31 protein-coding genes and 1 riboswitch are annotated in these 25268 nt (G+C 67.1%); of the genes, 19 read left to right on the forward strand and 12 right to left on the reverse strand.

All coding sequences use genetic code 11. The features are described 5' to 3' along the window. Positions 1-86: 86 nt before the first annotated feature. Genes SD196_RS03350 through SD196_RS03365 form a run of 4 tightly spaced genes read right to left on the reverse strand, consistent with a single transcriptional unit; the run spans position 87 to position 3154 of the window. Positions 87-605, reverse strand: a complete 519-nt coding sequence (locus SD196_RS03350) for a DUF3299 domain-containing protein (RefSeq protein ID WP_416311057.1) — start codon at positions 603-605, stop codon at positions 87-89. A gap of 9 nt (positions 606-614) precedes the next feature. Next, positions 615-1880 (reverse strand): ABC transporter permease, encoded by a 1266-nt coding sequence (locus SD196_RS03355; RefSeq protein ID WP_416311058.1) that lies wholly within the window; start codon positions 1878-1880, stop codon positions 615-617. Positions 1881-1882: 2 nt separating this feature from the next. Then, a complete protein-coding gene (locus tag SD196_RS03360) occupies positions 1883-2590 on the reverse strand; it encodes an ABC transporter ATP-binding protein (protein WP_416311059.1) in 708 nt (235 codons plus the stop codon). A gap of 9 nt (positions 2591-2599) precedes the next feature. Beyond that, positions 2600-3154, reverse strand: a complete 555-nt coding sequence (locus SD196_RS03365; protein WP_331319824.1) for a DUF2796 domain-containing protein — start codon at positions 3152-3154, stop codon at positions 2600-2602. Positions 3155-3282: 128 nt separating this feature from the next. On the opposite strand from SD196_RS03365, the gene SD196_RS03370 reads away from it, so the two are divergent. Further along, positions 3283-3627 carry a hypothetical protein gene (locus tag SD196_RS03370; protein WP_416311060.1) on the forward strand — a complete coding sequence of 115 codons (345 nt, stop codon included), beginning with the start codon at positions 3283-3285 and terminating at the stop codon, positions 3625-3627. Between the two features lie 113 nt (positions 3628-3740). On the opposite strand, the gene trxA is transcribed toward SD196_RS03370, so the two are convergent. The 3 genes from trxA to SD196_RS03385 all read right to left on the reverse strand — a co-directional run bounded on the left by trxA (position 3741) and on the right by SD196_RS03385 (position 5923). Beyond that, the gene (trxA, locus tag SD196_RS03375; RefSeq protein WP_275610027.1) at positions 3741-4610 is read right to left on the reverse strand and encodes a thioredoxin; all 870 of its coding nucleotides are present in this window, start codon (positions 4608-4610) and stop codon (positions 3741-3743) included. Positions 4611-4814: 204 nt separating this feature from the next. Continuing rightward, the gene (locus SD196_RS03380; protein WP_275610028.1) at positions 4815-5471 is read right to left on the reverse strand and encodes a class I SAM-dependent methyltransferase; all 657 of its coding nucleotides are present in this window, start codon (positions 5469-5471) and stop codon (positions 4815-4817) included. Further along, positions 5468-5923: a YbaY family lipoprotein gene (locus SD196_RS03385; RefSeq protein WP_416311061.1), complete on the reverse strand. Its 456-nt coding sequence runs from the start codon at positions 5921-5923 to the stop codon at positions 5468-5470. The genes SD196_RS03380 and SD196_RS03385 overlap by 4 nt, the downstream gene beginning before the upstream one ends. A 139-nt stretch (positions 5924-6062) precedes the next feature. Here SD196_RS03385 and nrdR point away from each other — a divergent pair, with 139 nt between their 5' ends. From nrdR to SD196_RS03450, 13 genes are all read left to right on the forward strand, one after another. Continuing rightward, a complete protein-coding gene (gene nrdR / locus SD196_RS03390) occupies positions 6063-6527 on the forward strand; it encodes a transcriptional regulator NrdR (protein WP_207884752.1) in 465 nt (154 codons plus the stop codon). Positions 6528-6541: 14 nt separating this feature from the next. Next, the gene (ribD, locus tag SD196_RS03395) at positions 6542-7642 is read left to right on the forward strand and encodes a bifunctional diaminohydroxyphosphoribosylaminopyrimidine deaminase/5-amino-6-(5-phosphoribosylamino)uracil reductase RibD (protein WP_331319860.1); all 1101 of its coding nucleotides are present in this window, start codon (positions 6542-6544) and stop codon (positions 7640-7642) included. A gap of 112 nt (positions 7643-7754) precedes the next feature. Then, positions 7755-7917: riboswitch (FMN riboswitch) on the forward strand. Between the two features lie 156 nt (positions 7918-8073). Continuing rightward, on the forward strand, positions 8074-8742 hold the full coding sequence (locus SD196_RS03400) for a riboflavin synthase (RefSeq protein ID WP_275610030.1): 669 nt from the start codon (positions 8074-8076) through the stop codon (positions 8740-8742). Positions 8743-8758: 16 nt separating this feature from the next. Further along, positions 8759-9856, forward strand: a complete 1098-nt coding sequence (gene ribBA / locus SD196_RS03405; RefSeq protein ID WP_275610031.1) for a bifunctional 3,4-dihydroxy-2-butanone-4-phosphate synthase/GTP cyclohydrolase II — start codon at positions 8759-8761, stop codon at positions 9854-9856. A 97-nt stretch (positions 9857-9953) separates the two neighbouring features. After that, entirely contained in the window at positions 9954-10430 is a 477-nt protein-coding gene (ribE, locus tag SD196_RS03410; RefSeq protein ID WP_081517125.1) for a 6,7-dimethyl-8-ribityllumazine synthase, read from the forward strand. 50 nt (positions 10431-10480) lie between these two features. After that, positions 10481-10903: a transcription antitermination factor NusB gene (gene nusB / locus SD196_RS03415; RefSeq protein WP_275611876.1), complete on the forward strand. Its 423-nt coding sequence runs from the start codon at positions 10481-10483 to the stop codon at positions 10901-10903. A gap of 3 nt (positions 10904-10906) precedes the next feature. After that, positions 10907-11866, forward strand: a complete 960-nt coding sequence (gene thiL / locus SD196_RS03420) for a thiamine-phosphate kinase (RefSeq protein WP_331319820.1) — start codon at positions 10907-10909, stop codon at positions 11864-11866. A 2-nt stretch (positions 11867-11868) separates the two neighbouring features. After that, positions 11869-12384 carry a phosphatidylglycerophosphatase A gene (locus SD196_RS03425; protein ID WP_331319819.1) on the forward strand — a complete coding sequence of 172 codons (516 nt, stop codon included), beginning with the start codon at positions 11869-11871 and terminating at the stop codon, positions 12382-12384. A gap of 9 nt (positions 12385-12393) precedes the next feature. Next, a complete protein-coding gene (locus tag SD196_RS03430; protein ID WP_343575409.1) occupies positions 12394-13137 on the forward strand; it encodes a transporter substrate-binding domain-containing protein in 744 nt (247 codons plus the stop codon). Between the two features lie 5 nt (positions 13138-13142). Continuing rightward, positions 13143-13790: a retropepsin-like aspartic protease family protein gene (locus tag SD196_RS03435; RefSeq protein WP_275610035.1), complete on the forward strand. Its 648-nt coding sequence runs from the start codon at positions 13143-13145 to the stop codon at positions 13788-13790. Between the two features lie 141 nt (positions 13791-13931). After that, complete coding sequence (ribA, locus tag SD196_RS03440) at positions 13932-14561, forward strand: GTP cyclohydrolase II (protein ID WP_275610036.1); 630 nt, start codon at positions 13932-13934, stop codon at positions 14559-14561. Beyond that, positions 14558-14974, forward strand: a complete 417-nt coding sequence (locus tag SD196_RS03445; RefSeq protein ID WP_275610037.1) for an MFS transporter — start codon at positions 14558-14560, stop codon at positions 14972-14974. Before ribA ends, SD196_RS03445 begins: the two co-directional genes overlap by 4 nt. Further along, on the forward strand, positions 14975-15781 hold the full coding sequence (locus SD196_RS03450) for a cobalamin-binding protein (protein WP_275610038.1): 807 nt from the start codon (positions 14975-14977) through the stop codon (positions 15779-15781). Positions 15782-15890: 109 nt separating this feature from the next. Here the strand turns inward: SD196_RS03450 and SD196_RS03455 are convergent, their stop codons facing one another. After that, positions 15891-16904, reverse strand: coding sequence for a zinc-binding alcohol dehydrogenase family protein (locus tag SD196_RS03455; RefSeq protein ID WP_343575404.1), 1014 nt, complete (start codon positions 16902-16904; stop codon positions 15891-15893). 11 nt (positions 16905-16915) lie between these two features. Further along, a complete protein-coding gene (locus tag SD196_RS03460; RefSeq protein ID WP_275610040.1) occupies positions 16916-17203 on the reverse strand; it encodes a putative quinol monooxygenase in 288 nt (95 codons plus the stop codon). A gap of 102 nt (positions 17204-17305) precedes the next feature. On the opposite strand from SD196_RS03460, the gene SD196_RS03465 reads away from it, so the two are divergent. After that, positions 17306-18220 carry a LysR family transcriptional regulator gene (locus tag SD196_RS03465; protein WP_275610041.1) on the forward strand — a complete coding sequence of 305 codons (915 nt, stop codon included), beginning with the start codon at positions 17306-17308 and terminating at the stop codon, positions 18218-18220. 3 nt (positions 18221-18223) lie between these two features. Here SD196_RS03465 and SD196_RS03470 read toward each other — a convergent pair whose 3' ends face one another. Both SD196_RS03470 and SD196_RS03475 read right to left on the reverse strand, forming a co-directional pair. Next, complete coding sequence (locus SD196_RS03470) at positions 18224-19540, reverse strand: bifunctional DedA family/phosphatase PAP2 family protein (RefSeq protein WP_343575400.1); 1317 nt, start codon at positions 19538-19540, stop codon at positions 18224-18226. Further along, complete coding sequence (locus SD196_RS03475) at positions 19537-20256, reverse strand: DNA-3-methyladenine glycosylase (protein WP_275610043.1); 720 nt, start codon at positions 20254-20256, stop codon at positions 19537-19539. The genes SD196_RS03470 and SD196_RS03475 overlap by 4 nt, the downstream gene beginning before the upstream one ends. Positions 20257-20319: 63 nt before the next feature. On the opposite strand from SD196_RS03475, the gene SD196_RS03480 reads away from it, so the two are divergent. Next, positions 20320-21174 (forward strand): class I SAM-dependent methyltransferase, encoded by an 855-nt coding sequence (locus SD196_RS03480; RefSeq protein WP_416311062.1) that lies wholly within the window; start codon positions 20320-20322, stop codon positions 21172-21174. Positions 21175-21382: 208 nt separating this feature from the next. On the opposite strand, the gene SD196_RS03485 is transcribed toward SD196_RS03480, so the two are convergent. Beyond that, positions 21383-22609: an alpha/beta hydrolase gene (locus tag SD196_RS03485; protein WP_343575393.1), complete on the reverse strand. Its 1227-nt coding sequence runs from the start codon at positions 22607-22609 to the stop codon at positions 21383-21385. 360 nt (positions 22610-22969) lie between these two features. On the opposite strand from SD196_RS03485, the gene SD196_RS03490 reads away from it, so the two are divergent. The 3 genes from SD196_RS03490 to rsfS are packed head-to-tail and all read left to right on the forward strand — an operon-like array spanning position 22970 to position 25265. Next, entirely contained in the window at positions 22970-24235 is a 1266-nt protein-coding gene (locus SD196_RS03490; protein ID WP_343575390.1) for a glutamate-5-semialdehyde dehydrogenase, read from the forward strand. Then, the gene (gene nadD, locus SD196_RS03495; protein ID WP_275610047.1) at positions 24235-24891 is read left to right on the forward strand and encodes a nicotinate-nucleotide adenylyltransferase; all 657 of its coding nucleotides are present in this window, start codon (positions 24235-24237) and stop codon (positions 24889-24891) included. The genes SD196_RS03490 and nadD overlap by 1 nt, the downstream gene beginning before the upstream one ends. Positions 24892-24911: 20 nt before the next feature. Continuing rightward, entirely contained in the window at positions 24912-25265 is a 354-nt protein-coding gene (gene rsfS, locus SD196_RS03500) for a ribosome silencing factor (protein WP_275610048.1), read from the forward strand. The last annotated feature ends 3 nt before the right edge of the window (positions 25266-25268 follow it).

The following is a 25268-nucleotide window of genomic DNA, read 5'->3' on the forward strand; positions in this document are numbered from 1 at the left end:
AGAGAGTGCTAAAAGCGCACTTTTGATTTGGCTCAATAAAGCCCGCAGGCTTCGCAGGATATAGGGGTGCGGCGAAGTGTCGCGCCCTATTCTCCGGTGTATTCGTAGGGCTCGATGAGGCTCGCCTGCATCTGGTAGCCCGCCTCGGCCAGGTCGCTTTCCACGGCCTTCACGCTGAGCTTGCCGATGACCCAGAAGGGCTGGTACAGCTCGTCGACTTTTACGCCCTTGCCGCCTCGAACATAGACGATCTGGTTGGACGGAGGCGGCGGCACGTGGATACAGGCGCCGTAGTAAGGCACCAGCAGGAAGTCGCGCACGCTCTGGCCGTCCTCTTCCACTTCCAGCGGCACGATGTAGCCCGGCATCTTCACCTCCTGGCCGTCGAGGGCCTGTACCACCGGGGCGTTGGGCGTCTGCTGCTTCACCGCCGGGCCGCTCTCCGAATTGAGTACATCGGAGAGCTTGGACAGGTCGTGCAGCGGCACGGGCGGCGGGGGCGGCGGCGCGCCCTCGGGGATCAGCTCGGGCCAGGTCAGCTCGCGCGGCGCCGCCCACACGGCGGCGCTGGTCAGCATCAGCAGCAGGAACAACAGGCGGCGCATGGGGCTTCCTCAGAGGCGGATCGAGAGGCCATCGGCCAGCGACTGCCGATAGGCGCGCCACGCCGGCACACAGCCGATCAGCAGCGCGGCCAGGAGTATGCCGCCCAGCAGGGTCCATTCATAGGCGCTGGGCAGCGCCAGTGGCAGGAAAATGCCGTAGTTCGCCTGTACATATGCCTGGCTGCCGGCGATGCCGGCGTAGAGCAGCCCGACGCCCAGTGCCACGCCCGCCAGCGCCAGGGCGAAGGCTTCGGCCACCAGCAGGCTGAAGATGTGCCAGGGCCGCGCGCCCACCGAGCGCAAAATGGCCATTTCGCGGCGGCGCTCGTTGAGGCTGGTGAGGATCGCCGTGAGCATGCCGATCAGGCCGGTCAGCACCACGAACAGCGAGACCACGAACAGCGCCTTCTCCGCCGTACCCATCAGGCCCCAGAGCTCCTGCAGCGCCACGCCCGGGAGGATCGCCATCAGCGGCTCGCCGTCGTATTCGTTGATCTGCCGCTGCAAGGTGAAGGTGGCGACCTTGCTCTTCAGGCCGAGCAGGAAGGCAGTGATCGCCTTGGGCTGCAGGTCCATGCTGCGTGCCTGGTCTTCACTGATGCGCGCCGCGCCGCGTGCGGGGACGCCGTTCTTCCAGTCGACGTGCAGCGCCTCCATGCCCTGCAGCGAGATGTGCAGGGTGCGGTCCACCGGCGTGCCGGTGCGTTTGAGGATACCGACCACGGTGAACGGCTTGTCGTCGTGCTGCACCAGGGCGATGGTGCTGACGCCGTGGGCCAGCACGATCTTGTCGCCCAGCTTGTAATGCAGCGCTTCGGCCACTTCGGCGCCGAGCACCACGTCGAACAGGTCCTGGCCGAACGCCCGGCCCTCGGCCATCTCAAGCGTTTGCCCACGGCCGAAGCGGTAATGCTCGAAATAGCCGGTGTCGGTGCCCATCACCCGGTAGCCGCGGTGGGAGTCGCCCAGCGAAATCGGGATCGCCCACTTCACCAGCGGGCTGTGGGTGACCGTCTCGTAGCTTTCCCAGCGGATGTTGTTGGTGGCGTTGCCGATGCGGAACACCGAGTACAGCAGCAGGTTCACCGAGCCGGAGCGTGCGCCGACGATCAGGTCGGTGCCGGAAATGGTGCTGGCGAAGCTGGCCTTGGCCTCGGTGCGCACGCGCTCCACCGCCAGCAGCAGGCAGGCGGAGAGGGCGATGGCGAAGATGGTCAGCAGCGCGGTGAAGCGGCGGTTGGAAAGGCTGGCGAGGGCCAGGCGCAACAGGTACATGCTCAGATTCCCGGAGCGCGGGCGGCGCGGTTGAGGTCGGCGAGGGAGACACTGCGGTTGAACAGCGGCGCCAGGCTCTGGTCATGGCTGACGAACAGCAGGCTGGCGCCAGCCTCGCGGCATTCGGCGAACAGCAACTGGAGGAAGGCTTCGCGGGCGTCCGCATCCAGGGCGGAGGTCGGCTCGTCGGCGATCACCAGCTCCGGCTGGCCGATCAGTGCGCGCGCTGCGGCAACGCGTTGCTGCTGGCCGATGGAGAGGCTATCGGCGCGGCGCTCGATCAACGCCGCGTCGCCCAGGCCCAGGTGCTTGAGCAGCGTTTGCGCCGCCTTGGCCACGCTGCCGTGGCGCAAGGTGGCACGTTCGGCCCGACTGCGTGAGAAGTGACAGGGCAGCTCGACGTTCTCCCGCACCGAGAGGAACGGCAGCAGGTTGAACTGCTGGAAGATGTAGCCGGTGTGGTCGACGCGAAAATGATCCCGGCGCGCCGACTTCATCTGCGCAATGTCCTCGCCCAGCAGCTTCACGCTGCCGCGTTGGGGGCGCTGCACGCCGCCGAGCAGGCCGAGCAGGGTGGTCTTGCCGCTGCCTGACGGGCCCTTGAGGAACAGGGTTTCGCCAGGGGCCAACTGGAAGGCGGGGATATCCAGCAGCTCCACCTGGCCGGGCCAGGCGAAGCCGAGGTTGTCGAGTTCGAGCAATGCGGTCATTTCGGCGATTCAGAAGTTCAGGGTCGGGTTGGCAGCGGTCAATTCTGCACCTTGCTGGCCGCTCGGGCCGATCAGTTGTACCTGAATTTTCTGGGTCGTCGGGAAGCGCTTGAACAGCGGGGCGAAGTCGAGGGTGGCGAGCTCCTGCGGTTGGGCGCAGGTCAGTTGGTAGTGGGCGTGGATATCGGCGTGCTGATGGCCGTCGTGCTCGTCGTGGTCATGATCATCGGCCTCCGGTGCATTGCCGAACAGCGGGCTCGACAGCTCCACCGACTGCACGCTGCATTGAGCCGAAGCGGGGAGCTTGACCAGTTGCAGCGGTTGTTTGAGCTGGGCTTGTGTCGTAGCGACGGTGGCCTTGTCGGCATCGCTGGCGGCGGCGTGCTCGAAGCCAACGAGGTTCATTGCCGGGCTGTCCAGTTCCAGCTCCAGGGTCTTGCCGTCGAGGGCGGCGTTGAGCTGGGCTACGCCATGCTCGTGCTTGCCGAGGCTGCCGTGTTCATGTTCGTCGTGGGCTTGTGCGGCAAAAGGCAGCAGGGCGACAGCGAGGAGCAGGGGGCGCATGGGAGAACTCCACAGATGAATGATTTCGTTACGTTATAACAGATGAATTATTAACGCCAGCTTAGCGTGGGTTTGGCGTGGCGCCGATGCCGTGGGAGCATGCGCGAAAGGCCGCGAGGAGAAGGGCGATGCTGAAAATCAAAGGCACCATCGGCGATTGGCCGGTGGACCTGACCGTGGAGATGGACGATGCCGATTGGGCGCGTCTGGCGCAGAACCTGCCGACAGCGGCCGTTGCGCCCGCCGCACCGGCAACGGTGTCGAGCGGTCCGGCTGATCAGCTGTGGCTGGCCGCGCAGGACCTGCTGCGTCGCAGTGGCAGCAGCGAAGGTCCGCAGTTGATGAATGAGCTGGAAGCGCTGGCCGGCAGCGCGGGGGCGGCGAAGGGCTTGCTGGTGCGCCTGCGGCATAGCCCGAAGGTGAAGATCGAGGTGCGCGAGGGCGTGCAGGTCTTCAACTGGGCGGAGGAGTAGAAGCTTTTCGTAGGAGCGAGCTTGCTCGCGAACAGCCCCGCTGCGGGTTTGGTTCGCGAGCAAGCTCGCTCCTACAAGGTCGATTTCCCGCCGCGAACGCGGCGGCGGATCGATCAATACAACACGTTCGCCAGTTTGCGGCGGTAGGCGATCACCAGCGGGTGGTCGTTGCCCAGCAGGTCGAACACCTGGACCAGCGTCTTGCGCGGCAGGTCTTCGCCGTAGCTGCGGTTGCGCACGAACAGCTTGAGCAGGGCGTCCATGGCCGCCTCGTACTGCTGGCGGGCCAGTTGCTGGATGGCCAACTGGTAGGTGGCCTCGTCGTCGTTGGCGTCGGCGGCCAGGCGGGTCTTCAGCGCGGCGGCGTCGGGGAGGTCGGCGGCCTGGCGCAGGAAGGTCAGCTGCGCCTTGGCAGCGGCCAGTGCCTGCTTGTGGTCGTCGCTCTTCACCGCGTTGAGCACGGTTTCGGCTTCACCCAGCTCGCCGCGCTCGGCGAGGCAGCGGGCGTACAGGATCAGTGCGGCGGCGTTGGTGTTGTCTTCGCCCAGCAGAGCCTTGAGCTGGGCTTCGGACTCGGCGAAACGGCCTTCGTTGAAGGCGGTCTGTGCGGCCTCCAGCGGATCGGCGGCGGCCGGCGCCGGGGGCTGCACGTGCTGTTCGAGCATCTGGCGGATTGCCGACTCGGGCTGCGCGCCGGCGAAACCGTCCACCGGCTGGCCGTCCTTGAACAGCACCACGGTGGGCAGGCTGCGGATACCGAAGCGCATCACGATGTCCTGCTCGACGTCGCAGTTGACCTTGGCCAGCAGCAGCTCGCCCTGGTAGGACTCGGTGATCTGCGCCAGCAGCGGCATCAGCGCCTTGCACGGCGCGCACCAGTCGGCCCAGAAGTCCACCAGGACCGGCTTGACGAAGGAGTTCTCGATGACGACCTGATCGAAGTTGGCGATGCTGGCGTCGAAGATGTAGGGCGTATCGCTCATGGGGGATCTCGGGCGAGTGGGGCGATGAAGAGGTTGCCACTATAAGTGGGGGCGGTGGGGAACGGAAACAAGCTCCCGGTTAGCGCCCGGCATGAATCAACGCACCAACGTGGATGGGTGGAGCCTAGGCGATACCCATGCTGTCGGAGCGCTAATTGATGGTTATCGCTTCGCTCCACGCCATCCTACAGAAGCGTTCCCGGTTCAGCCGCGCCGCGCGTGATACAGGCTGACGTGCCTGAACTCCGCCGGTTCCGCCAGGTCCGGCCAGGTGCAGCCTTCGAGGATTCCCAGGCGCTGGTACAGCGGATGGCTGAAGTCGCGCACCCGAGAGTCGGCCACCAGGGCTTCGCGGCCACGGCTGAGGAATTCGTCCAGTAGCGGCAGGTTGGCGCGGTCGTAGAGCACATCGGCAACGATGATCAGGTCGAAGCGGTCGGCTTCCTTGAAGAAGTCGTCCGAATAGCTCAGCTCAACGCCGTTCAGCTCGGCATTGGCGCGGCAGGCTTGCAGCGCCAGCGGGTCGAGGTCGCAGGCCACCACTTCGGCGGCACCTGCCTTGGCGGCGGCGATGGCGGCGATGCCGGAGCCGGCGCCGAAGTCCAGCACGCGCTTGCCCCTCACCCATTCCGGCTGTTCCGCCAGCCAGTGCGCCAGCACCAAGCCGCTGGCCCAGCAGAAGCACCAGTAGGGCGGTTCTTCGAGGATGCGCCGGGTTTCGTCCGGGCTGAAGGCACGATCCATGTTCTGCGCGTCGATCAGCCAGAGGTCGATGTCGGTGCCGGGCAGACGCTCGGCCGCCAGGCGGGCGTCGCCCAGCAGGTCGCTCAGCGCTTGCTGTAGTGGCAGCGGCGCGGTCACGGCGCGCGCTCCAGGCGCAGCTCACCGAGGGCCTGGGTTTCCGGCTGGGTGATGCGCACCGGCGGCAGGCGCCAGGCGAGCTGGCCGGACTGCGAGACGCGGGCGTGCAGTTCGACACGGGCGCCGGTCGGGAAGGATTGCGGGTTGAATACCAGGCGGAAGGGCAGGGCCTGGCCGGTGGCAATCAGCTTCTCGCTGGAGAGCAATTGTTGCGGGCGGTCGCGCTCATCGATCACCAGCAGGGCCAGTTCCACTTCGCCTCCGGCGGGCAGGTAGCCCTGGCGGCTGCTGAGCAGGCCGGTCAGCGCGCGCATGTTGGCCGGCACCGGGGCTTCGGCCGCGGCGGCACGGGCGGGCGCGGATTGCGGGGCCTGCGACGGGGGCGCCGGCTTGTCGCTGGAACAGGCAGCGAGCAGGGTAACGAGGGACAGGCAGAGAAGACGGGCGGACATGGGCGGACTCCATCGCGGCACATTTCCAGGCGGGCGCCTGTATAGCCTAAAGCGTCCGGCTTGTCTCGGGGAGGCCAGGGTTTCATTGGCAGAGCGATGCGCTACCATGAGCCTTTCCCTCATTCGTACAAGACCCGCCATGCATTGTCCCTTCTGCGGCGCCCACGACACCAAAGTCATCGATTCGCGCCTGGTCGCCGAAGGCGATCAGGTCCGCCGGCGCCGTGAGTGCCTGAACTGCGGCGAGCGCTTCACCACCTTCGAGACCGCCGAACTGGTCATGCCACGCCTGATCAAGCAGGACGGCAGTCGCCAGCCGTTCGACGAGGACAAGCTGCGCGCCGGCATGCAGCGCGCGCTGGAGAAGCGTCCGGTGAGCATCGAGCGGCTGGAGGAGGCGCTGGCGCACATCAAGCACAAGCTGCGCGCCACCGGCGAGCGCGAAGTGAAGTCGCGGGTGCTGGGGGAACTGGTGATGGCCGAGCTGCAGAAGCTCGACGAAGTCGCCTACATCCGTTTTGCCTCGGTCTATCGCCGCTTCCAGGACCTCAACGAGTTCCGCGAGGAGATCGAACGCCTGGCCCGCGAGCCCTCGAAAGAATGAGCGATCTTGACCCGATGAACACCCTGGACGAGACCTGGATGGCCCGTGCCATCGAACTGGCGCGCAAGGGCTGGTATTCCACCCATCCCAACCCCCGGGTCGGCTGCGTCATCGTGCGTGACGGCGAAGTGGTCGGCGAGGGCTGGCACGTGCGCGCGGGCGAGCCGCATGCCGAGGTCCACGCACTGCGCCAGGCCGGCGACAAGGCCCGTGGCGCCACCGCCTACGTCACCCTGGAGCCGTGCAGCCACTTCGGCCGCACGCCGCCCTGCGCGGATGCGCTGGTGAAGGCCGGCGTGGCGCGGGTGGTGGCGGCCATGCAGGACCCTAATCCGCAGGTTGCCGGCAACGGCATGCGGCGCATCGCCGACGCGGGCATCGCGGTGCGTTCCGGCGTGCTGGAGAGCGAAGCCCGTGTGCTGAACCCCGGCTTCCTCAAGCGCATGGAAACCGGCTTGCCCTTTGTGCGGGTGAAGCTGGCGATGAGCCTGGATGGCCGCACCGCGATGGCCAGCGGCGAGAGTCAATGGATCACCGGCCCGGCGGCGCGACGGGCCGTGCAGCGGTTGCGCGCGCAGTCGAGCGTGGTGCTGTCCGGCGCCGATACCGTGCTGATGGACGATGCGCGACTGACCGTCCGCCCCGGCGAGCTCGGGCTGGATGCCGAGCAGACCGAACTGGCGACGCGCCGTCCGCCGTTGCGGGTGCTGATCGACGGGTGCCTGCGCGTGCCGTTGACTGCCGCGTTCTTCCAGGCGGGGCCGGCACTGGTGGTCAGCACGCGGGAAGCCTCGGACTATGCCCTCGCCGGTCACGAACAGCTGGTGCTGGCCGGTGATGACGGTCGGGTCGACCTGCCTGCCCTGATGGCCGAGCTGGGCCGCCGTGGCGTCAATGAAGTGCTGGTGGAAGCCGGCCCGCGCCTGGCCGGAGCATTCGCCCGCCTGGGTCTGGTCGACGAATACTGCATCTTTATGGCGCCCAAGCTGCTCGGTTCGTCCGCGCGCCCGTTGCTGGAGCTGCCGCTGGAGCGCATGGCCGAATCCCGCGAGCTGAAGATCAGCGACATCCGCGCGGTGGGCGACGACTGGTTGGTCACGGCCCGCCCGCGCTGACGGCCGCATTCGTCGCCCGGCGAATGCGGGTGACTGAATAAACAGAACCTTCCGACTTGTGCCGGCCTGTGGTAAAACGCCACACGCGGTTGACGTTGTAAACGACCGCGATTGACGTTCTCAGGGCGGGGTGCAAGTCCCCACCGGCGGTAATGGCGTGCAATACGCCTAGCCCGCGAGCGCTTGTCACGACCGGTTCGCCGGATGTGCAAGGTCAGCAGACCCGGTGTGATTCCGGGGCCGACGGTAACAGTCCGGATGAAGAGAGAACGGGATGAGCCAACGGGGCGTGCCTGTGCACGTCCGCGAAATCCCTTCGATCCGATACGCCCTGTTTTCTAACCAAAACAGGAGTTCGCCACTATGCAACATCTTTCCCAGTTGGCTTCGCGGGCCTGCCGGCCAGCCGCCTTCGTCGTGCGGGAGGCAACATGTTCACCGGCATAATCGAATCCATCGGCAGCATCGCCTCCATCACCCCCAAGGGCGGTGACGTCCGGCTGTACGTGAAGACCGGCAAGCTCGACCTCGCCGACGTCAAGCTCGGCGACAGCATCGCGGTCAACGGCATCTGCCTGACCGCGGTGGACCTGCCCGGCGACGGCTTCTGGGCCGACGTCAGCCGCGAGACCCTGGCGCGCACCGCTTTCGCGCAGCTCAAGGTCGGCAGCCGGGTGAACCTGGAAAAGGCCCTGACCCCGACCACCCGCCTGGGCGGCCACCTGGTCAGCGGTCACGTCGACGGCGTCGGCGAGATCGTCAAGCGCGAGGAAAACGCCCGCGCCATCCAGTTCACCGTGCGCGCGCCGCGCGAGCTGGCCAAGTACATCGCGCTCAAGGGCTCGATCACCGTGGATGGCACCAGCCTGACGGTGAACGCGGTCAATGGCGCCGAGTTCGAGCTGACCATCGTTCCGCACACCGTGCAGGAAACCATCATGGCCGACTACCGCCCCGGGCGCCTGGTCAACCTGGAGGTCGACCTGCTGGCGCGCTACCTGGAGCGCCTGCTGCTGGGCGACAAGGCCGCCGAACCCGCTGCCGGCTCGACCGGCATCACCGAAGCATTCCTGGCCGAAAACGGCTTTCTGAAACACTGATAAGGCTTGTCCCCGTATGGCACTCAACAGCATTGAAGAACTGCTCGACGACATGCGTCAGGGCAAGATGGTCATCCTCATGGATGACGAGGACCGCGAGAACGAAGGCGACCTGATCATCGCCTCCGAGTGCGTCCGCACCGAAGACATCAACTTCATGGCGCGCTTCGCCCGTGGGCTGATCTGCATGCCGATGACCCGCGAACGCTGCGAACGCCTCGGCCTGCCGCTGATGGTGCAGCGCAACGGTTCCGGCTTCGGCACCAAGTTCACCGTCTCCATCGAGGCCGCCGAGGGCGTCACCACCGGCATCTCCGCCGCTGACCGCGCCCGCACCGTGCAGGCCGCCGCGGCGAAGAACGCTGTCGCCGCCGACATCGTCAGCCCCGGCCACATCTTCCCGCTGATGGCCCAGCCTGGCGGCGTGCTGGCGCGCGCCGGCCACACCGAGGCGGCCTGCGACCTGGCGCGCATGGCCGGTTTCGAGCCCTCCGGCGTGATCTGCGAGATCATGAACGACGATGGCACCATGGCCCGCCGCCCGGAACTGGAAGAGTTTGCCCAGCAGCACGGCATCAAGATCGGCACCATCGCCGACCTGATCCACTACCGCCTGATCCACGAGCGCACCGTCGAGCGCCTCGCGGAACAGCCGCTGGACACCGAACTGGGCCAGTTCAAGCTGATCACCTACCGCGACTCAGTGGAAGGCGACGTGCACCTGGCACTGACCCTGGGCAATGTCTGCGCGGAAGAGCCGACCCTGGTTCGCGTGCACAACCCCGACCCGCTGCGCGACCTGCTGATGGTCAACCAGGCGGGCCGCTGGAGCCTGCGTGCAGCCATGGCCAAGGTGGCCGAGGCCGGCACCGGCGTAGTCCTGCTGCTGGGCCACCAGGTTGGCGGCGAGGACCTGCTGGCGCACGTCCGCGAGATCACCAACGCCCATGCTCCGGTGCAGAAACCGACCACCACCTACAGCACCGTGGGCGCCGGTTCGCAGATCCTGCGCGACCTGGGTGTACGCAAGATGCGCCTGATGTCGGCACCGATGCGCTTCAACGCGATATCCGGTTTCGACCTCGAAGTAGTAGAATACCTGCCCGCTGAATGAACCCTACCGCCGTGCCCTGGCACGGCGGTGCCGTTCTTCTACCCTATTTGCGGAGCGTCACGAGACGCTCCGGCTCTTTAACAGACGAGACCTGCCCATGACCCTGAAGACCATCGAAGGTACCTTCATCGCCCCCAAAGGCCGCTTCGCCCTGGTGGTTGGCCGCTTCAACAGCTTCGTGGTGGAAAGCCTGGTGGAAGGCGCCATCGACGCGCTGGTGCGCCATGGCGTCGCCCAGAGCGAAATCACCGTGATCCGCGCTCCGGGCGCCTTCGAAATCCCGCTGGTAGCGCAGAAAGTTGCCCAGCGCGGTGAGTTCGACGCCATCATCGCCCTCGGCGCGGTGATCCGTGGCGGCACCCCGCACTTCGAATACGTAGCCGGCGAATGCACCAAGGGCCTGGCGCAGGTTTCCCTGCAGTTCGGCGTGCCGGTCGCCTTCGGCGTGCTGACCGTAGACTCCATCGAACAAGCTATCGAGCGCTCCGGCACCAAGGCCGGCAACAAGGGCGCCGAAGCTGCCCTGTCCGCCCTGGAAATGGTGAGCCTGCTGTCGCAGCTGGAGGCCAAGTGAGCCAGGACAGCGGTACTCCGGCAAAGCCCGCCAAGCCCAACAAGATCGCCATGCGTCGCAAGGCTCGCAGCCTCGCGGTGCAGGCCCTGTATTCCTGGCAGATGGCGGGCCAGCCGCTCAACGAGATCGAGGCGGCCTTCCGTGTCGATAACGACTTCAGCGATGTCGACGGCGCCTATTTCCACGAAATCCTCCACGGCGTGCCGCGCCTGAAGGGCGAGCTGGACAAGGAGTTCACCCCTTGCCTGGACCGCGCGCTGGAAGAGATCGACCCGGTCGAGTTGGCGATCCTGCGCCTTTCCACCTACGAGCTGCGCAACCGCCTGGACGTACCCTACAAGGTCGTCATCAACGAAGGGATCGAGCTGGCCAAGACCTTCGGCGCCACCGACGGACACAAGTTCGTCAACGGCGTGCTGGACAAGCTGGCCCCGCGTCTGCGCGCGGCGGAACTGCGCGGCGCCAAGCGCTGAGGCATGGGTGAGTTCGAGCTGATCCGTCGCTACTTCGCCTCGGCCGCCTGTGCGGCCGGCGGCGAGGCAGTGGCATTGGGGATCGGCGACGACTGTGCGCTTCTTGCGCCCAAAGCCGGCGAACAGCTGGCGATTTCCACCGATACCCTGGTCGCTGGCGTGCATTTTCCCGCCGTCTGCGATGCCTTCCTGCTCGGCCAGCGCGCCCTGGCGGTGTCCGCCAGCGACCTGGCCGCGATGGGCGCTTCGCCCATCGGCTTCACCCTGGCGCTGACCCTGCCCGAGGCTGACCCGGCCTGGCTCGAGGGTTTCGCCCGTGGCCTGAACCTGAAGGCTCAGGAGTGCGCCATGGCGCTGATCGGCGGCGATACCACCCGTGGCCCGTTGTCCATGACCATCACCGTGTTCGGCGCCGTGCCCGCCGGGCAGGCGATCACCCGTGCCGGCGCCCGGCCGGGCGACCTGCTCTGTGTCGGCGGTGCGTTGGGCGAAGCGGGCGGCGCGCTGCCGCTGGTGCTGGGGGAGCTTTCGGCCGAGCCGGCCATCGCCGAGCCGCTGCTGGCGCGCTACTGGTCGCCCCAACCGCAACTGGCGTTCGGCCAGGCGCTGCGGGGCATGGCCAGTGCGGCGCTGGATGTTTCCGACGGACTGCTGGCCGACTGTGGGCATATCGCCCGAGCTTCCGGTGTGGCGCTGGTCATCGAGGCCGAGCGTTTGCCCGCGAGCGCGCCGCTGGAGGCGCTGCTGGGTGCCGAGCGCGCACGACAACTGAAGCTCGGCGCGGGGGATGATTACGTACTGGCCTTCACGCTGCCGCCCGAGCACTTGCCCGTTCTTTCCGCGAACTGGCCGCAGCTCTGTGTGGTCGGTAGGGTGGAGGCCGGCTCCGGCGTTCGCGTGCTGGACGCGCAGGGGGCCGATATCACGCCGCGCCAGGGCGGCTACCTGCATTTCATGGAGTGACCGTGACAGAACACCCCGACCAGGCTCCCGCACAGCCCGTGCCCCATTCGGTATGGAGCAATCCCTGGCATTTCCTGGCCTTCGGCTTCGGTTCCGGCACCCTGCCCAAGGCGCCCGGCACCTGGGGCTCGCTGGTTGCGCTACCCTTCATGCCACTGTGGCAGATGCTCCCGGACTGGGGGTATTGGCTGATGCTGGGCGTGACCATGCTGTTCGGCTTCTGGCTATGCGGCAAAGTGGCGGACGACCTGCGGGTGCATGACCACGAAGGGATTGTCTGGGACGAGATGGTCGGCATGTGGATCACCCTCTGGCTGGTGCCGGAAGGCTGGTGGTGGCTGCTGGTCGGGTTCGTGGTGTTTCGCATCGTCGATATTTCCAAGCCCTGGCCGATCAGTTGGGTCGACCGCAACGTCCATGGCGGCGTGGGCATCATGCTCGATGACGTGCTGGCCGGCGTGTTCGCCTGGCTGGTGATGCAGGGGCTGACCTGGGGTTGGGCCCGCTGGCTGATCTGAGGAAGATCGATGCGCCGACTGCTGTACCTGCTTTGCGTACTGTGGTGGCTGCCGGCATGGGCGGATGGCCCGCCCACTGAAATCCGTGTCGCCAGCGAAGCCTGGGTCAACTACACCCAGGCCGATGGCCGTGGGTTGGCCTGGGATCTCCTGCGTGCCTTGTACGAGCCGCAGGGCGTGCGCCTGGTCCCGCGCAGCGAGCCTTATGTGCGCTCGGTCGGCCTGGTGCAGCGCGGCGAGGCGGACGCCTGGGTTGGCTCCTATCGTGACGAAATCAGCAACGTCATCTACCCGCGCTGGCCCTACGACGTCGACCCCATCGGCGCGCTGGGGCGCAAGGATTCCCCGGCGCCGACGTTGGCCGACCTGGCCCGCTTCCGCCTGGCCTGGATGCGCGGCTACGCCTTCGACCGCTACCTGGATCACCTGACACAGCGCAACGAATTGCAACGCCGCAGCTCGGCATTGCCGATGCTCGCTAGCCGGCGAATCGACTATTTCATCGATGCCCGCCCCGAGTTGGAGGAAATGCTCCAGGGCAAGGGCGTCGATGCCAGCGTCTACCGGATCACCGATATCGCCTCGATTCCGCTGTATCTTGGCTTTGCCAACAACGAACGCGGCCGCGCGCTGGCGCAGCTGTTCGATGCGCGTATGCAGGTGCTCTATCGGAGTGGCGAACTGGAGCGCCTGTTCAAGCGCTGGCATTGGCCCTATGCCCCGTTGAAGCCGCTGCTGCCACCCAAGGAGTGATCGTGATGCCGCGCCTGTTCCTGCTGTTCTGCCTGTCCTTCTGCTCCGCGCTGGCGCTGGCTGCGCCCCAGGTGCGCGTGGTGGGGCTGTTCCCCGGAGCGGCGGTGCTCAACATCGATGGCCAGCGCAAGCTGCTCAAGGTGGGCCAGACCGGTCCGGAAGGCATCCAGTTGATCAGTGCCGACGCCCACAAGGCCGTGCTGCGCGTCGGCGGCATGGAGCAGAGCTACGCGCTGGAGCGCGAGTACAACGACGGCGGTTATTCGGCGCCGGCGGCGCGCACCGAGATGAGCATCGCCCGCGGCAACGGAGGCCACTACTGGGTCTCCGGGACCATCAACAACCAGAGCGCGCAGTTCCTGGTGGACACCGGCGCCACCTCGGTGGCGATGAACGAAGGCCAGGCACGCCGCCTGGGTATCGACTACCGCGCCGTTGGCACACCCATGATGGCCTCCACCGCGAGCGGCACAGCCAGGGGCTGGAAGGTTTCGCTCAACAGCGTGAAGCTCGGTGGCGTCGAGGTGCTGGGCGTGGAAGCGGTGGTGCTGGAAGGCGAATTCCCCACCGAAATCCTGCTCGGCATGAGCTACCTCAACCGCGTGGGTTGGCGTGAGGATCAAGGGATGATGTACATCCAGGCCAAGCATTGAGAGCTTGCCCAGAATCTGCTGCGCGCCGCTTCCATCGATAGCGTCGATGCTTATCTTGCAGAATTCGCAATGACGGTGCGGCCGGCGCTGCTGCTACAATGCCGGTCCTCCTTCCTTAGATAAATCTTTCAGGAGTTTCCGGTGTCTGTCGTTTTCGTCGCCGCCTCCAAGCTGCCCACTCCCTTCGGCGAGTTCACCATGCATGGCTTCCTCGATGAGGAAACTGGCAAGGAACACGTCGCCCTGACCATGGGCCAGCTCGACGACGGCCTGCCGGTGCTGGGACGTCTGCACTCCGAGTGCCTGACCGGCGATGCGCTGTTCAGCCTGCGCTGCGACTGCGGTTTCCAGCTCGAAGGCGCACTCTCGGCCATCGCCAAAGAAGGTCGCGGCGTGCTGCTGTACCTGCGTCAGGAAGGCCGTGGCATCGGCCTGCTCAACAAGATTCGCGCCTACGCCCTGCAGGATGAGGGTGCGGACACCGTGGAAGCCAACCTGGCCCTGGGTTTCGGCGCCGACCAGCGCGACTACGCCATGTGCCTGCCGATGCTCAAGCACCTGGGCGTCTGCTCGCTGAAGCTGATGACCAACAACCCGCGCAAGGTGAAGGCGCTGGAAGGCTACGGCCTGACCGTTGCCGAGCGGGTGCCGCTGCAGAAGGGCCTGAACCCGCACAACAAGCGCTACCTGGCGACCAAGGCCGGCAAGCTCGGCCACATGCTGGGCAACATGCATCAGGGCGAAGCCGAGGCCGAGGTCGAAGCTTCGTGAACCGCGCCGTCGCGCGGCGCCGGCTGAATCTGATCTGGTGGCTGCTGCTGGCCCTCGCGCTGGCGCCGCAGCATCTGCTGCTGGCGCTGGTGGGTGAAACGGGCTGGTCCGAACAGCTGGCCACGCCGGTTTTTGTCGCCGGGCTGATCTCGATGTTCTTCACCCTGCCGCTGTTCCGTGGCTACAAGCGCGCGCTGGTCGCCGCGCAGAACGCCCGTGACTCCGCCGAAGAGCCCGCGGCCTGGCAGGCGCTCGGCGCCGCGCAACGCCGTGGCGTGCTGGTCGGCAGCCTGCCGGCCTGGCTCGGTGCTCTGGCGGTGCTGGTCGACCTGAGTGGCGTCGCCGTCCTGCTGCTGGGGCTGGCCAGCCTGGTCATCCTCTGGCTGTACCGCATTCCCCGCCAGCTCGTCTGAATGCGTCGTCTCCTCTGCCTGCTTTCACTGCTGCTGGCGCTGCCGTTGGCGGCGGCGGAGCGGGTGGTCAGCCTGGCGCCGTCCCTCACCGACATGGTGCTCGAACTCGGCGCGGCCGACCGGCTGGTCGGCGTGCTCGATGGTGGGCCGCGTCCGCCGGGGCTGGATGGCCTGGCGTCGGTGGGGCGTTATGGGCAGGTGAATCTGGAGCAGGTGCTCAACCTGCGCCCCGATCTGCTGCTGGTGTGGCCCGGCGCCGTGCCGGAAGCGCAGTTGGCGCGGCTGAAATCCTTCGGTATTCCCCTCTACATCGCTGATCCCCATCGCCTGGAGGACGTCGCGCGGCAACTGCGCGAGCTGGGCGAGCGCCTGGGCCGGCAGGAACAGGGACAGGTGCTGGCGAAGCATTTCGAAGAGCGTTTGCAGACGCTGCGTAGCCAGTTCCACCGGGAGCGGCCGCTGAAGGTGTTCTATCAGGTCTGGAATCGCCCGCTCTACACGCTGGGCGGCAACCAGATCATCAGCGATGCGCTGGGCGTCTGCGGCGGCCGCAACCTGTTCGCCGACCTCAGCCTGCCGGCGCCGCAGGTCAGCCAGGAGGCCGTGCTGGCGCGCGATCCGGAGGTGATCCTGGGGGGCAGCCATGCCGAGCTGCAATCCTGGACACAGATGCCGCAGCTCACCGCCACGCGCCTGGGCCAGCTCTGGCCCATCCCCGACAAGAATCTGGAGCGACCGAGCTACGCGATGCTCGATGCCACCGAGAAGCTCTGCCGGTTGTTGGCGGGGGCCAAGGTCACGGACTGAGTGGGGTGGGTTCGCGAGCAAGCTCGCTCCTACGAAGAGCGACTCCGGTGTATCCGGGAGCCTGTAGGAGCGAGCTTGCTCGCGAACCATGCGGATCAGAGTGCCTGTATCAGAACCCCTCCAGCACGATCTTGCCCTTGGCCGTATTGCTCTCCAGCAGCGCGTGGGCGCGGCGCAGGTTGCCCGCGTCGATCCGGCCGAAGTGCTCGCCCAGGGTGGTCTTCAGCACGCCGCTGTCGATCAGCCCGGCCACGCGTTGCAGCAGTTTGTGCTGCTCGATCATGTCGTCGGTGTGGAACATCGAGCGGGTGTACATGAACTCCCAGTGCAGCGACAGGCTCTTCTGCTTGAGCAGGCGCACGTCGAGGTTCTCCGGGTCGTCGATCAGCGCCAGGCGGCCTTGCGGGCGCAGGCTGGCGACGATCTCGGCCAGGTGCTGCTCGGTCTGGTTCAGGCTGGCCACGTGGGTAACTTCGCCGATGCCGATGCGTTTGAGCTCCTCGCTCAGCGGTTTGCGGTGATCGATCACGTGGTGCGCGCCGAGGTTGCGCACCCATTCCTGGGTTTCCGGCCGCGACGCGGTGCCGATCACGGTCATGCCGGTGAGCTGGCGCGCCAGTTGGGTGAGGATCGAGCCAACGCCGCCGGCGGCGCCGACGATCAGCAAGCTCTGGCCCTTGCTGGCGCTGCCCTCGGCCACCTGCAGGCGGTCGAACAGCAGTTCCCACGCAGTGATGGTGGTCAGCGGCAGGGCGGCCGCATGGGCGAAGTCGAGGTTCTGCGGCATGTGGCCGACGATGCGTTCATCCACCAGCTGCAGCTCGGCGTTGCTGCCGGGGCGGGTCAGGTCGCCGGCGTACCAGACCTTGTCGCCCGGCTTGAACAGGCTGACTTCGCTGCCCACCGCGCGGACCACGCCGCTGGCGTCCCAGCCGAGCACCTTGTACTGGCCTTCGGCGGGCTGGGCGCGCAGGCGCACCTTGGTGTCCACCGGGTTGACGGAAATGGCGCGGACCTCCACCAGCAGGTCGCGCGGGCCGGGCGTGGGCTCCGGCAACTGGATGTCGATCAGGGCGTTCGGGTCGCTGCTGGGCAGGCTCTGGGTGTAGCCGATGGCTTTCATGGGCGTTCCTTTCAGTCGATGCGGTTCATCAGGCGAATGTCGAGTTCCGCCAGGTCAGGTTCGGAGGCCTTCAGCAGGGCCTGGAAGTGCGGGCTCGCCTCGTGTTCGGCGAGGGCGTCTTCATCACGCCACTGCTCGATCATGTAGATCAGATCGGCGTCCTTGATGTCGCGGTGCAGGTCGTACTGCAGGCAACCGGCTTCGGCGCGGGACGGCGCGAGCATGTCGTGCAGGTGCTGCTGCAGGCTGTCCGCGCGGCCGGGCTTGGCGCGAATGATGGCGATCAGGGTCAGGCTCATCCGTAAGGTCTCCAGGTGCGTTGAAGGTGAAGGCATGCTGCTCTCTTTCGCCATCAAGAAAAACCGCGTAAGTAGAGAGTCTCTTTCAAAGGAATTTTGAAAATGTTGCGTTTCGACGACCTGCAGATCTTCGTCCGCACCGCCGAACACGGCAGTCTCTCGGCCGCGGCCCGCGAGCTGGAACTATCGCCGGCGGTGGCCAGCGCGGCGCTCAAGCGCCTGGAAAGCGAGTTGGACGTGCGGCTGTTCGCCCGCTCCACCCGCAGCCTGCGCCTGACCGCCGAGGGCGAGCTGTACCTGGCCCATGCCCGCGCGGCGTTACAGAGCCTGGATGATGGCCGCCAGTTGCTGGCCGGCGGCAAGAGCGAGATCGCCGGCAACTTCCAGGTCTCAGCGCCTTCGGATTTCGGCCGCAACGTGCTGCTGCCCTGGCTCGACGAGTTCCAGACACTGCATCCACGGATGAACCTGCGCCTGCTGATCAGCGACCGCCAGGCCGATCTCTACCGCCAGCCGGTGGACGTGGCGTTCCGCCTGGGCTTGCCGGGGGATTCGAACCTGGTGGCGCTGCCGCTGGCCCCGGACAACCGCCGGGTACTCTGCGCCGCGCCGGACTACTTCACCCGCCACGGCAAACCCAGGCATCCGGACGAGCTGCAAAAGCACAACTGCCTGCTCTACATGCTCGGCGGCCGCGCCCATGAACGCTGGCGCTTCAGCGACAGCCGCAAACAGCACGAGGTGACGGTGCGCGGTGACCGCCTCTGTGATGACGCGGACGTGGTGCGCCGCTGGGCGGTCTCGGGGCAGGGCCTGGTGTACAAGTCCTGGCTGGACGTGGCGGCCGACGTGCGCGCCGGTCGCCTGGAAGTGGCGTTGGCGGACTACCTGGGCGAAGCCACGCCGATGAACCTGTTCTGCACCCACCGCGCGCAGCTCAGCCGGGCGGTGACTCAGCTGCGCGAGTTCATCCAGTTGCGCTGCGCCGAGCTGATGCGGGATCGGCCCTGGGCGTAAACCCTAGAGGGGCTGGTAGCGATGAATGGCGCTGCCCAGGCCCCAGATGCTGGCGAAGGCCAGCAACATCAGGATGGTTGGCAGCAGGCTCCACCAGAGGCGTGGCGCAAGGGCCGACAGCTCCAGGCGGCGCTGGCTTATCCACAGGCTGGCGGCGCACACCGAGGCGCCGAGCAGCGCGCCGGCCGTGATGTCGCTGGGCCAATGGGCGCCCAGGTAGACCCGCGAAATGGAGATGAAGGCCGCCGGGATGACTGCCAGCAGCATCCAGGTCAGGCGCACGCGCGGGCTTTTCTCGCGGCTGGCCAGCACGCCGAGCACCAGGAAGAAGGCGAAGGAGGCCGATGCGTGGCCGCTGGGCATGCTGAAGGCCGACAGCGGGTCGGCGATCACCTCGGGGCGGGCGCGGCCGAAGAGATGCTTGAGCGTCGTGTTGAGCAGCGCCGTGCCGACCAGGGTGCCGGCGGCGAAGATGGCGTGGCGCCACAGGCGCAGCACGGCGAGGAGCAGGGCGAGGAGGGCGCCGGCGATGAACTGGGTGCGGAAGTCGCCGACTCGGGTGACGGCCACCATCACCTCATCCAGCCAGCCCTGGCGATGCTCCTGCACCAGCGCCATCAGGCCGTGGTCAAGGGCGTCCAGGTGCGGCCAGCCGACCAGCATGGCGATCAGCAGGGCGAAGCAGCCAATGGCGCCGATCAGCGGTGCGTTGCGTTCCTTGCGCAGTTCGGCGTGGATGATCAGCGCCAGCACCGCCGCGATGCACGCGGCAACCACCCCGGCCTCCGCCCAGAAACCTTCCGGCAGCGGCAGCCGCATGGCGGCGCCGGTTGCCCAGCCGGGCACCAGGTAGGCGATGGACCAGCCGGCAGCGGCGACGATCGAGACGGCGAGGAAGCGGCCGAAGGGCATGTCGAGCATGCCGGCGATCATCGGCAGGAACGGCCGCAGCGCGCCGATGAAGCGGCCGACCAGCAGGCTGGCGACGCCGTAGCGGGCGAAGAAGCCCTCGGCGCCGGCCAGCCATTCCGGGCGATGGCGCAGCACAGGCAGGCGGCGGATGTCCTGGTGGAAGTGGCGGCCGATCCAGTAGGACGAGATATCGCCCAGCAGGCCGCCGAAGAACGCCAGCGCCAGGGTTTCGCCCAGGCCCAGGATGCCGCTGCCGGCCAGCACGGCGATGGCGAAGAGCATCACCACGCCGGGCAGGAGGATGCCGATGATGGCGGCGCATTCGAGGAAGGCGACCAGGAACAGGACCCCGGCAAGCCATTGCGGGTGGGTGGCCATCCAGGTGTTGAAGGCAGCGAGGTCGATCATCGCAGTGGGGCGTCCTGAGTTTCGAGCAGGTGGTAGTCGCGTCCTTCGACCTGTCCGCGACGCAGCGGGTTGCGCGTGCAGAAGGGGGCGAAGGCGGCATCGACGAAGCGGTATTGCAGGTGTTCGTCGCGGCCGTGGGGAATGCCCAGGCGCGCGGCCTGGATGACTTGCGCGGGGTGCTCGCCGAGGTCGTCGACGAACAGTCGCTGCGGATCGAAGCGCTGGGCGTCCCAGTCCGGCACCTTCAGGCCCATGGCGCGGCAGAGCAGGGTCTGGCCGGCGCAAAGCTTGCCGATGGGGCGCTCGCTGCCGTCGGCGGCCGGGTTGAGCTGGCGCATGCAAGCCAGAGCGGCGTCGCCGGAGATGCGGTCCATCCAGGGGTGTCCGGACTTGATCAGCACCGCGTTGCCGGCGCCGCCGGCGCTGAAGTTGAGCGAATCGCCGCCGCGCGCGTAGTACATATAGATGTGCCCGCCGTCGAGGAACAGCGCCTTGCGCTTCTCGGTGTAGCCGAGGGATGCGTGGCTGCCTTTCTCGGCCAGGTAGTAGGCTTCGGTCTCGATGATCCGCGCCGACAGCCAGAGGTCGCCGACCCGGTGGCGGATCACCTTGCCCAGCAGTTCCCGGGCGACGGTGAGCGCATCGCGGTTGAAGAAGGTATCCGGCAGGGGATTGGCGTCGGGCCAGGGCAAACTTAGGTTGGGTTCGTCGGGCATCGGATTGTCGGGCCAGGAGAGCCGGTCTTAGGCTGGCGAATCATAACAACAAGAATCTTAACCATGGCTGAACGCGTCCGGGCCGACAGCGCCCACATCACTCCAAGCGCGCACTACACCGGTTACGTGTGGTTCCGCCATCAACTGGCCGAACCGGCCTTCGCCACGACCTTCGGCCGCTGGGTGCATGGCTGCGTGGCGCCGATCAACTGGGGCGCGCGCATCGGCTTCGGCCTGAATATCGAAGACTTCCTGCTGCAGCGTCATTTGCTGATCGACGCCCGGCTCTCCCAGGCCATCGAGCAGTGCGGGGTCACCCAGGTTGTGGAGATCGCCTGCGGGCTGTCGCCCCGTGGTCGGCGCTTCCGCCAGCGCTATCCGCAGCTCACTTACCTCGAGGCCGACCTGCCGCCCATGGCTGCGCGCAAGTCGGAGCTGCTGCAGGCGCAGGGCTGGCTCGACGGCAAGCACCGCGTGCGGCCCGTGGATATCCTCGCCGAGCACGGCGAGCAGAGCCTCGGCGCCCTGCTGGCCGGGCTCGACCCGAGCCGTCCGGTGGTGGTGATCACCGAAGGGCTGGTGAACTACTTCCAGCGGCCGGTGATCGAGGGCTTCTGGCGACGGCTGGCGGAGGCGCTGCGGGTATTCCCGGAGGCGACCTACCTGACCGAGCTCTATCCTGACCTGCGCGAGCATCCGCGCTACCGGCAGATTCGCTGGGGTGTGGGGCTGATCGGGCGGCTGACGCGGGGCGGGTATCCGCTGCATTACCGCAGTGCCGGGGAGATCGGCGAAGCATTCCGCGGCTGCGGGTTCGGCCGGGTGTCGGTGCTCGATCCGCAGGTGGATGGCGCGGGGTTGGGCTTGCCGAAGGGGCGGATGCCGAGTCTGGTGCGGGTGATCGAGGCGCGGGTTTAGATTCTGGGCCGGGCGGTTCGCGAGCAAGCTCGCTCCTACAGGGTCCCGGATGCACCGGAGCCGCTTTTTGTAGGAGCGAGCTTGCTCGCGAACGGTGCCAGGTCGTAGGGCGGATAAAGCGGAACGCTTTATCCGCCACCTCTCTTCGATTGACCCGGCTGATGGCGGATAACTCCCGAGGCGTCATGCGCCCTACGGGGATTATTTATCAGGCTGCGAAGGCCCCCTGCTGCATCGGCACGACCATCGCCGCCAGCGCTGCGCTGGCCTGTGGGTCGCCGTGGGCGAAGATGAAGGCCAGGCCGTCGCCGCTGTAGCGCAGCGGCAGGATATCCAGCTCGGGCAGGCCGGCGGAGGCCAGCTTCCATCCCCGTGCCGGGCGCTCGGCTGGCAGTTGGACGCGAATCAGCCCGCCGAAATACCCCAGCTCCGCCAGCTCGCAGCGCCATTCGCCGCCTTCGCCATTGCGCAGCACGGCACGGGTGTCGGACGGCGCCAGGCGCGCTTCGAAACGGCGCTCCAGATGCAGCAGTTGCTGACGCTGGAAGCGTGTGCTGCCCGCCGCGCTGCGGGGCAGGGCTTCACCTCGCAGGAAGGGGTTGTACAGCCGGGCGCAGGCGTCGCGGCGTTCGAACTGGGCCAGGTGGTCGGCGTTGTGGATCAGGGCGAATTGCGCGTCCGCACAGGCGTGGGCGAACTCGGCGTGCTCCCACGGCTGGGTGAAGTGATCGTATTCGCCGGCCAGCACCAGGGTCGGGCACTGCGGATGGCGGTCGAAGCCGCCGAAGGCCAGCAGGCGCTGGCTGTTCTGTCGGTAGCGCTCGATTTCCGCCGGGGTCAGGCGCTGCAACTGCCGCAGCAGGGCCTTGCGAAATACCGGGGAGACACCGGTATCGGCCAGGCGCAGCGGGTTGATCAGGCCGGTCAGCACGCCGTAGGCGAAGGGCTCCTGCTCGCCCAGCTCCAGGCGGGCCAGGGCCTCTTCCAGCAAGGCGCGGGCGCCGGGACGGCCGAAGGCGGTGATGCCGGCCAGCAGCAGGCGCGCGCAACGCCGTGGGTGGCGGGCGGCGAACAGCGCCGCCAACGCAGAGCCGTAGGACAGCCCGATGGGCATCAGCGGCGGCAACTGCAGGGTCTCGGCGAAGGCGGCGATCAGGTCAGCCAGGTCTTCCAGGCTCAGCTCTGGCGCCAGTTGCAGGTTGCCGCCCTGGCTGGGCAGGTCGAGCAGGATCACCGGATGCCCGGCGAGCAGCTCGGAGACCTCGCTGGCGAAGGAGCGGAAGCTCTGGAACGCGCCCCCCAGCAGCAGTACCGGCGGCCTGGGGTCGTCTTCCCGCGAGGAGAAGGCCTGGTAATGCAGTTGCCAACCGTCCAGATCGAGCACCGCGGGAGCGGCGCTCAGCGTCTGGGCGCTGTAATCGGTGCGATAGCGCATGGCAGTTCTCCGGCGGTGGGCCGCCTCTTGTTGTTCTTCCCTGGCGCCGTGTGATGGAGGCACGGGGGCATTTCGCACCAGGGCCTGCAGCCGTTCAGGCGAGGCCGATGCGAAACGACTGCAGGCCCTGAGCAAAGTAAACAGTGGATACGAATTTGTTTACCCAACCTTCGGGGGGCGATGTGCGAGGGGAACGGCCTGGGTGTCACCGTTTCGCCGCCGGGCGCCTGGGTGTGCGCAGGGATGGCGTTACCCGGATGGGCGTGAAACGGCCTGTCTACCGGCCGGCTGCTGTGGCTGGCCGGTAAGGGCGCGGTCCCGCTATAATCGCGCATTTCCCTCACGCAGACGCGTTAGATCATGACCGAGTCCGTTCTCGACTATATGAGCCGCCTGGGCCGCGCCGCCCGTGAAGCGTCGCGCGTTGTCGCGCGCGCCACGACCGCGCAGAAGAACCAAGCCCTGCTGGCCGCTGCCGATGCCCTGGACGCCGCCCGCGCCCAACTGACCGAAGCCAACGAAAAGGACTTGGCCAACGGCCGCGCCAATGGCCTGGAACCAGCCATGCTGGACCGCCTGGCCCTGACCCCGGCGCGCATCGACGACATGATCGAGGGCCTGCGCCAGGTCGCGTCGCTGCCGGACCCCATCGGTGAGATCCGCGACATGCGCTACGTGCCGTCCGGCATCCAGATCGGCAAGATGCGCGTGCCGCTGGGCGTGGTGGGGATCATCTACGAATCCCGTCCGAACGTGACCATCGACGCCGCCAGCCTGTGCCTGAAGTCGGGCAACGCGACCATCCTGCGCGGAGGCTCCGAGGCGATCCATTCCAACCAGGCCATCGCCGCCTGCATCCAGCAGGGCCTGGCCGCCGCCGGTCTGCCGGCGAGCGCCGTGCAGGTGGTGGAAACCACCGACCGCGCTGCCGTCGGCGCGCTCATCACCATGCCCGAGTTCGTCGACGTGATCGTTCCGCGCGGCGGCAAGGGCCTGATCGAGCGCATCAGCCGCGACGCCAAGGTCCCTGTGATCAAGCACCTGGACGGCATCTGCCACGTCTACATCGACGTTGCCGCCGACCTGGACAAGGCGATCCGCGTCGCCGACAACGCCAAGACCCAGCGCTACGCGCCGTGCAACACCATGGAGACGCTGCTGGTCCACTCCGGCATCGCCGACCGCGTGCTGCCGCCGCTGGCCGCCATCTACCGCGACAAGGGCGTGGAGCTGCGCGGCGACGCCGCCACCCGCGCGCTGCTGGGCAACGACGTGCTGGAAGCCACCGAGGAAGACTGGCGCACCGAGTACAACGCGCCGATCCTGTCGATCCGCATAGTCGATGGCTTGGACCAGGCCATCGAGCACATCAACACCTACGGCTCGCAGCACACCGACGCGATCATCACCGAGAACTTCACCGACGCCCGCCGCTTCCTCACCGAAGTGGATTCGGCCTCGGTCATGGTCAACGCCTCGACCCGCTTCGCCGATGGTTTCGAGTACGGCCTGGGCGCGGAGATCGGCATTTCCACCGACAAGCTGCACGCCCGCGGCCCGGTCGGCCTGGAAGGCCTGACCAGCGAGAAGTACGTGGTGTTCGGCGACGGGCACGTGCGCACCTGATGAAGAAGGCGCGTCCCCGGCGGATCGGCCTGTTCGGCGGCACCTTCGATCCGGTGCACATCGGCCACCTGCGCAGCGCGGTGGAGATGGCAGAGCAGTTCGAGTTCGACGAACTGCGCCTGATGCCCAACGCTCGTCCGCCGCACCGCGACACCCCGCAGGTGAAGCCGGCGCAGCGGCTGGCGATGGTCGAGCTGGCGGTGGCCGGCGTGGCCCCGCTGGTGGTCGACGACCGCGAGCTCAAACGTGACAAACCCTCCTACACCATCGACACCCTGGAGTCGCTGCGTGGGGAGCTGGATGAGCAGGACCAGTTGTTCCTGCTGGTCGGCTGGGACGCATTTTGCGGTCTGCCGACCTGGCATCGCTGGGAAGAGTTGCTGGAGCACTGCCATGTCGTCGTGCTGCAGCGCCCGGATGCCGACAGCGAGCCGCCGGAAGACCTGCGCGACCTGCTGGCGGCGCGCAGTGTTGCCGACCCGAAGGCGATGACCGGCCCGGCCGGGCAGATCACCTTCGTCTGGCAGACGCCGCTGGCAGTTTCCGCCACCCAGATTCGCCAACTCCTGTCGCAAGGGCGCTCGGCGCGCTTCCTGGTGCCGGACGCGGTGTTGAACTATATCGAGGCACACGGCCTGTACCAGGCGCCTCACTGATCAAGTTAGAGAGTCATTCAATGCAAACCGAACAACTGGTCGAGCTGGCCATCGCCGCTCTGGAAGATCTCAAGGCGCAGGACATCACCGTCATCGATGTGCGCGAGAAAACCAGCATCACCGACGTCATGGTCATCGCCACCGGCAGCTCCGGCCGCCAGGTCAAGTCGCTGGCCGACAACGTGCTGGAGAAGGTCAAGGAACAGGGCGTCAAGCCGATTGGCAGCGAAGGCCAGGAAGGCGGCGAGTGGGTTCTGATCGACCTCGCCAACGTCGTGGTCCACGTCATGCAGCCGGCCACCCGCCAGTTCTACGACCTGGAGCGCCTGTGGCAGGGCGCCGAGCAGAGCCGCGCACACCACAGCGCCGAGTAAGTC

This window comes from Pseudomonas macauensis (assembly GCF_047902425.1).
Lineage (GTDB): Bacteria > Pseudomonadota > Gammaproteobacteria > Pseudomonadales > Pseudomonadaceae > Pseudomonas.

Excerpts from the sequence above, each read along its gene's own strand:
- SD196_RS03350 (WP_416311057.1), bottom strand. The coding sequence starts at position 605 with ATGCGCCGCCTGTTGTTCCTGCTGCTGATGCTGACCAGCGCCGCCGTG.
- SD196_RS03355 (WP_416311058.1), bottom strand. The coding sequence starts at position 1,880 with ATGTACCTGTTGCGCCTGGCCCTCGCCAGCCTTTCCAACCGCCGCTTC.
- SD196_RS03360 (WP_416311059.1), bottom strand. The coding sequence starts at position 2,590 with ATGACCGCATTGCTCGAACTCGACAACCTCGGCTTCGCCTGGCCCGGC.
- SD196_RS03365 (WP_331319824.1), bottom strand. The coding sequence starts at position 3,154 with ATGCGCCCCCTGCTCCTCGCTGTCGCCCTGCTGCCTTTTGCCGCACAA.
- SD196_RS03370 (WP_416311060.1), top strand. The coding sequence starts at position 3,283 with ATGCTGAAAATCAAAGGCACCATCGGCGATTGGCCGGTGGACCTGACC.
- trxA (WP_275610027.1), bottom strand. The coding sequence starts at position 4,610 with ATGAGCGATACGCCCTACATCTTCGACGCCAGCATCGCCAACTTCGAT.
- SD196_RS03385 (WP_416311061.1), bottom strand. The coding sequence starts at position 5,923 with ATGTCCGCCCGTCTTCTCTGCCTGTCCCTCGTTACCCTGCTCGCTGCC.
- nrdR (WP_207884752.1), top strand. The coding sequence starts at position 6,063 with ATGCATTGTCCCTTCTGCGGCGCCCACGACACCAAAGTCATCGATTCG.
- ribD (WP_331319860.1), top strand. The coding sequence starts at position 6,542 with ATGAACACCCTGGACGAGACCTGGATGGCCCGTGCCATCGAACTGGCG.
- SD196_RS03400 (WP_275610030.1), top strand. The coding sequence starts at position 8,074 with ATGTTCACCGGCATAATCGAATCCATCGGCAGCATCGCCTCCATCACC.
- ribBA (WP_275610031.1), top strand. The coding sequence starts at position 8,759 with ATGGCACTCAACAGCATTGAAGAACTGCTCGACGACATGCGTCAGGGC.
- ribE (WP_081517125.1), top strand. The coding sequence starts at position 9,954 with ATGACCCTGAAGACCATCGAAGGTACCTTCATCGCCCCCAAAGGCCGC.
- nusB (WP_275611876.1), top strand. The coding sequence starts at position 10,481 with ATGCGTCGCAAGGCTCGCAGCCTCGCGGTGCAGGCCCTGTATTCCTGG.
- thiL (WP_331319820.1), top strand. The coding sequence starts at position 10,907 with ATGGGTGAGTTCGAGCTGATCCGTCGCTACTTCGCCTCGGCCGCCTGT.
- SD196_RS03430 (WP_343575409.1), top strand. The coding sequence starts at position 12,394 with ATGCGCCGACTGCTGTACCTGCTTTGCGTACTGTGGTGGCTGCCGGCA.
- SD196_RS03435 (WP_275610035.1), top strand. The coding sequence starts at position 13,143 with ATGCCGCGCCTGTTCCTGCTGTTCTGCCTGTCCTTCTGCTCCGCGCTG.
- SD196_RS03450 (WP_275610038.1), top strand. The coding sequence starts at position 14,975 with ATGCGTCGTCTCCTCTGCCTGCTTTCACTGCTGCTGGCGCTGCCGTTG.
- SD196_RS03455 (WP_343575404.1), bottom strand. The coding sequence starts at position 16,904 with ATGAAAGCCATCGGCTACACCCAGAGCCTGCCCAGCAGCGACCCGAAC.
- SD196_RS03460 (WP_275610040.1), bottom strand. The coding sequence starts at position 17,203 with ATGAGCCTGACCCTGATCGCCATCATTCGCGCCAAGCCCGGCCGCGCG.
- SD196_RS03465 (WP_275610041.1), top strand. The coding sequence starts at position 17,306 with ATGTTGCGTTTCGACGACCTGCAGATCTTCGTCCGCACCGCCGAACAC.
- SD196_RS03470 (WP_343575400.1), bottom strand. The coding sequence starts at position 19,540 with ATGATCGACCTCGCTGCCTTCAACACCTGGATGGCCACCCACCCGCAA.
- SD196_RS03475 (WP_275610043.1), bottom strand. The coding sequence starts at position 20,256 with ATGCCCGACGAACCCAACCTAAGTTTGCCCTGGCCCGACGCCAATCCC.
- SD196_RS03480 (WP_416311062.1), top strand. The coding sequence starts at position 20,320 with ATGGCTGAACGCGTCCGGGCCGACAGCGCCCACATCACTCCAAGCGCG.
- SD196_RS03485 (WP_343575393.1), bottom strand. The coding sequence starts at position 22,609 with ATGCGCTATCGCACCGATTACAGCGCCCAGACGCTGAGCGCCGCTCCC.
- SD196_RS03490 (WP_343575390.1), top strand. The coding sequence starts at position 22,970 with ATGACCGAGTCCGTTCTCGACTATATGAGCCGCCTGGGCCGCGCCGCC.
- nadD (WP_275610047.1), top strand. The coding sequence starts at position 24,235 with ATGAAGAAGGCGCGTCCCCGGCGGATCGGCCTGTTCGGCGGCACCTTC.
- rsfS (WP_275610048.1), top strand. The coding sequence starts at position 24,912 with ATGCAAACCGAACAACTGGTCGAGCTGGCCATCGCCGCTCTGGAAGAT.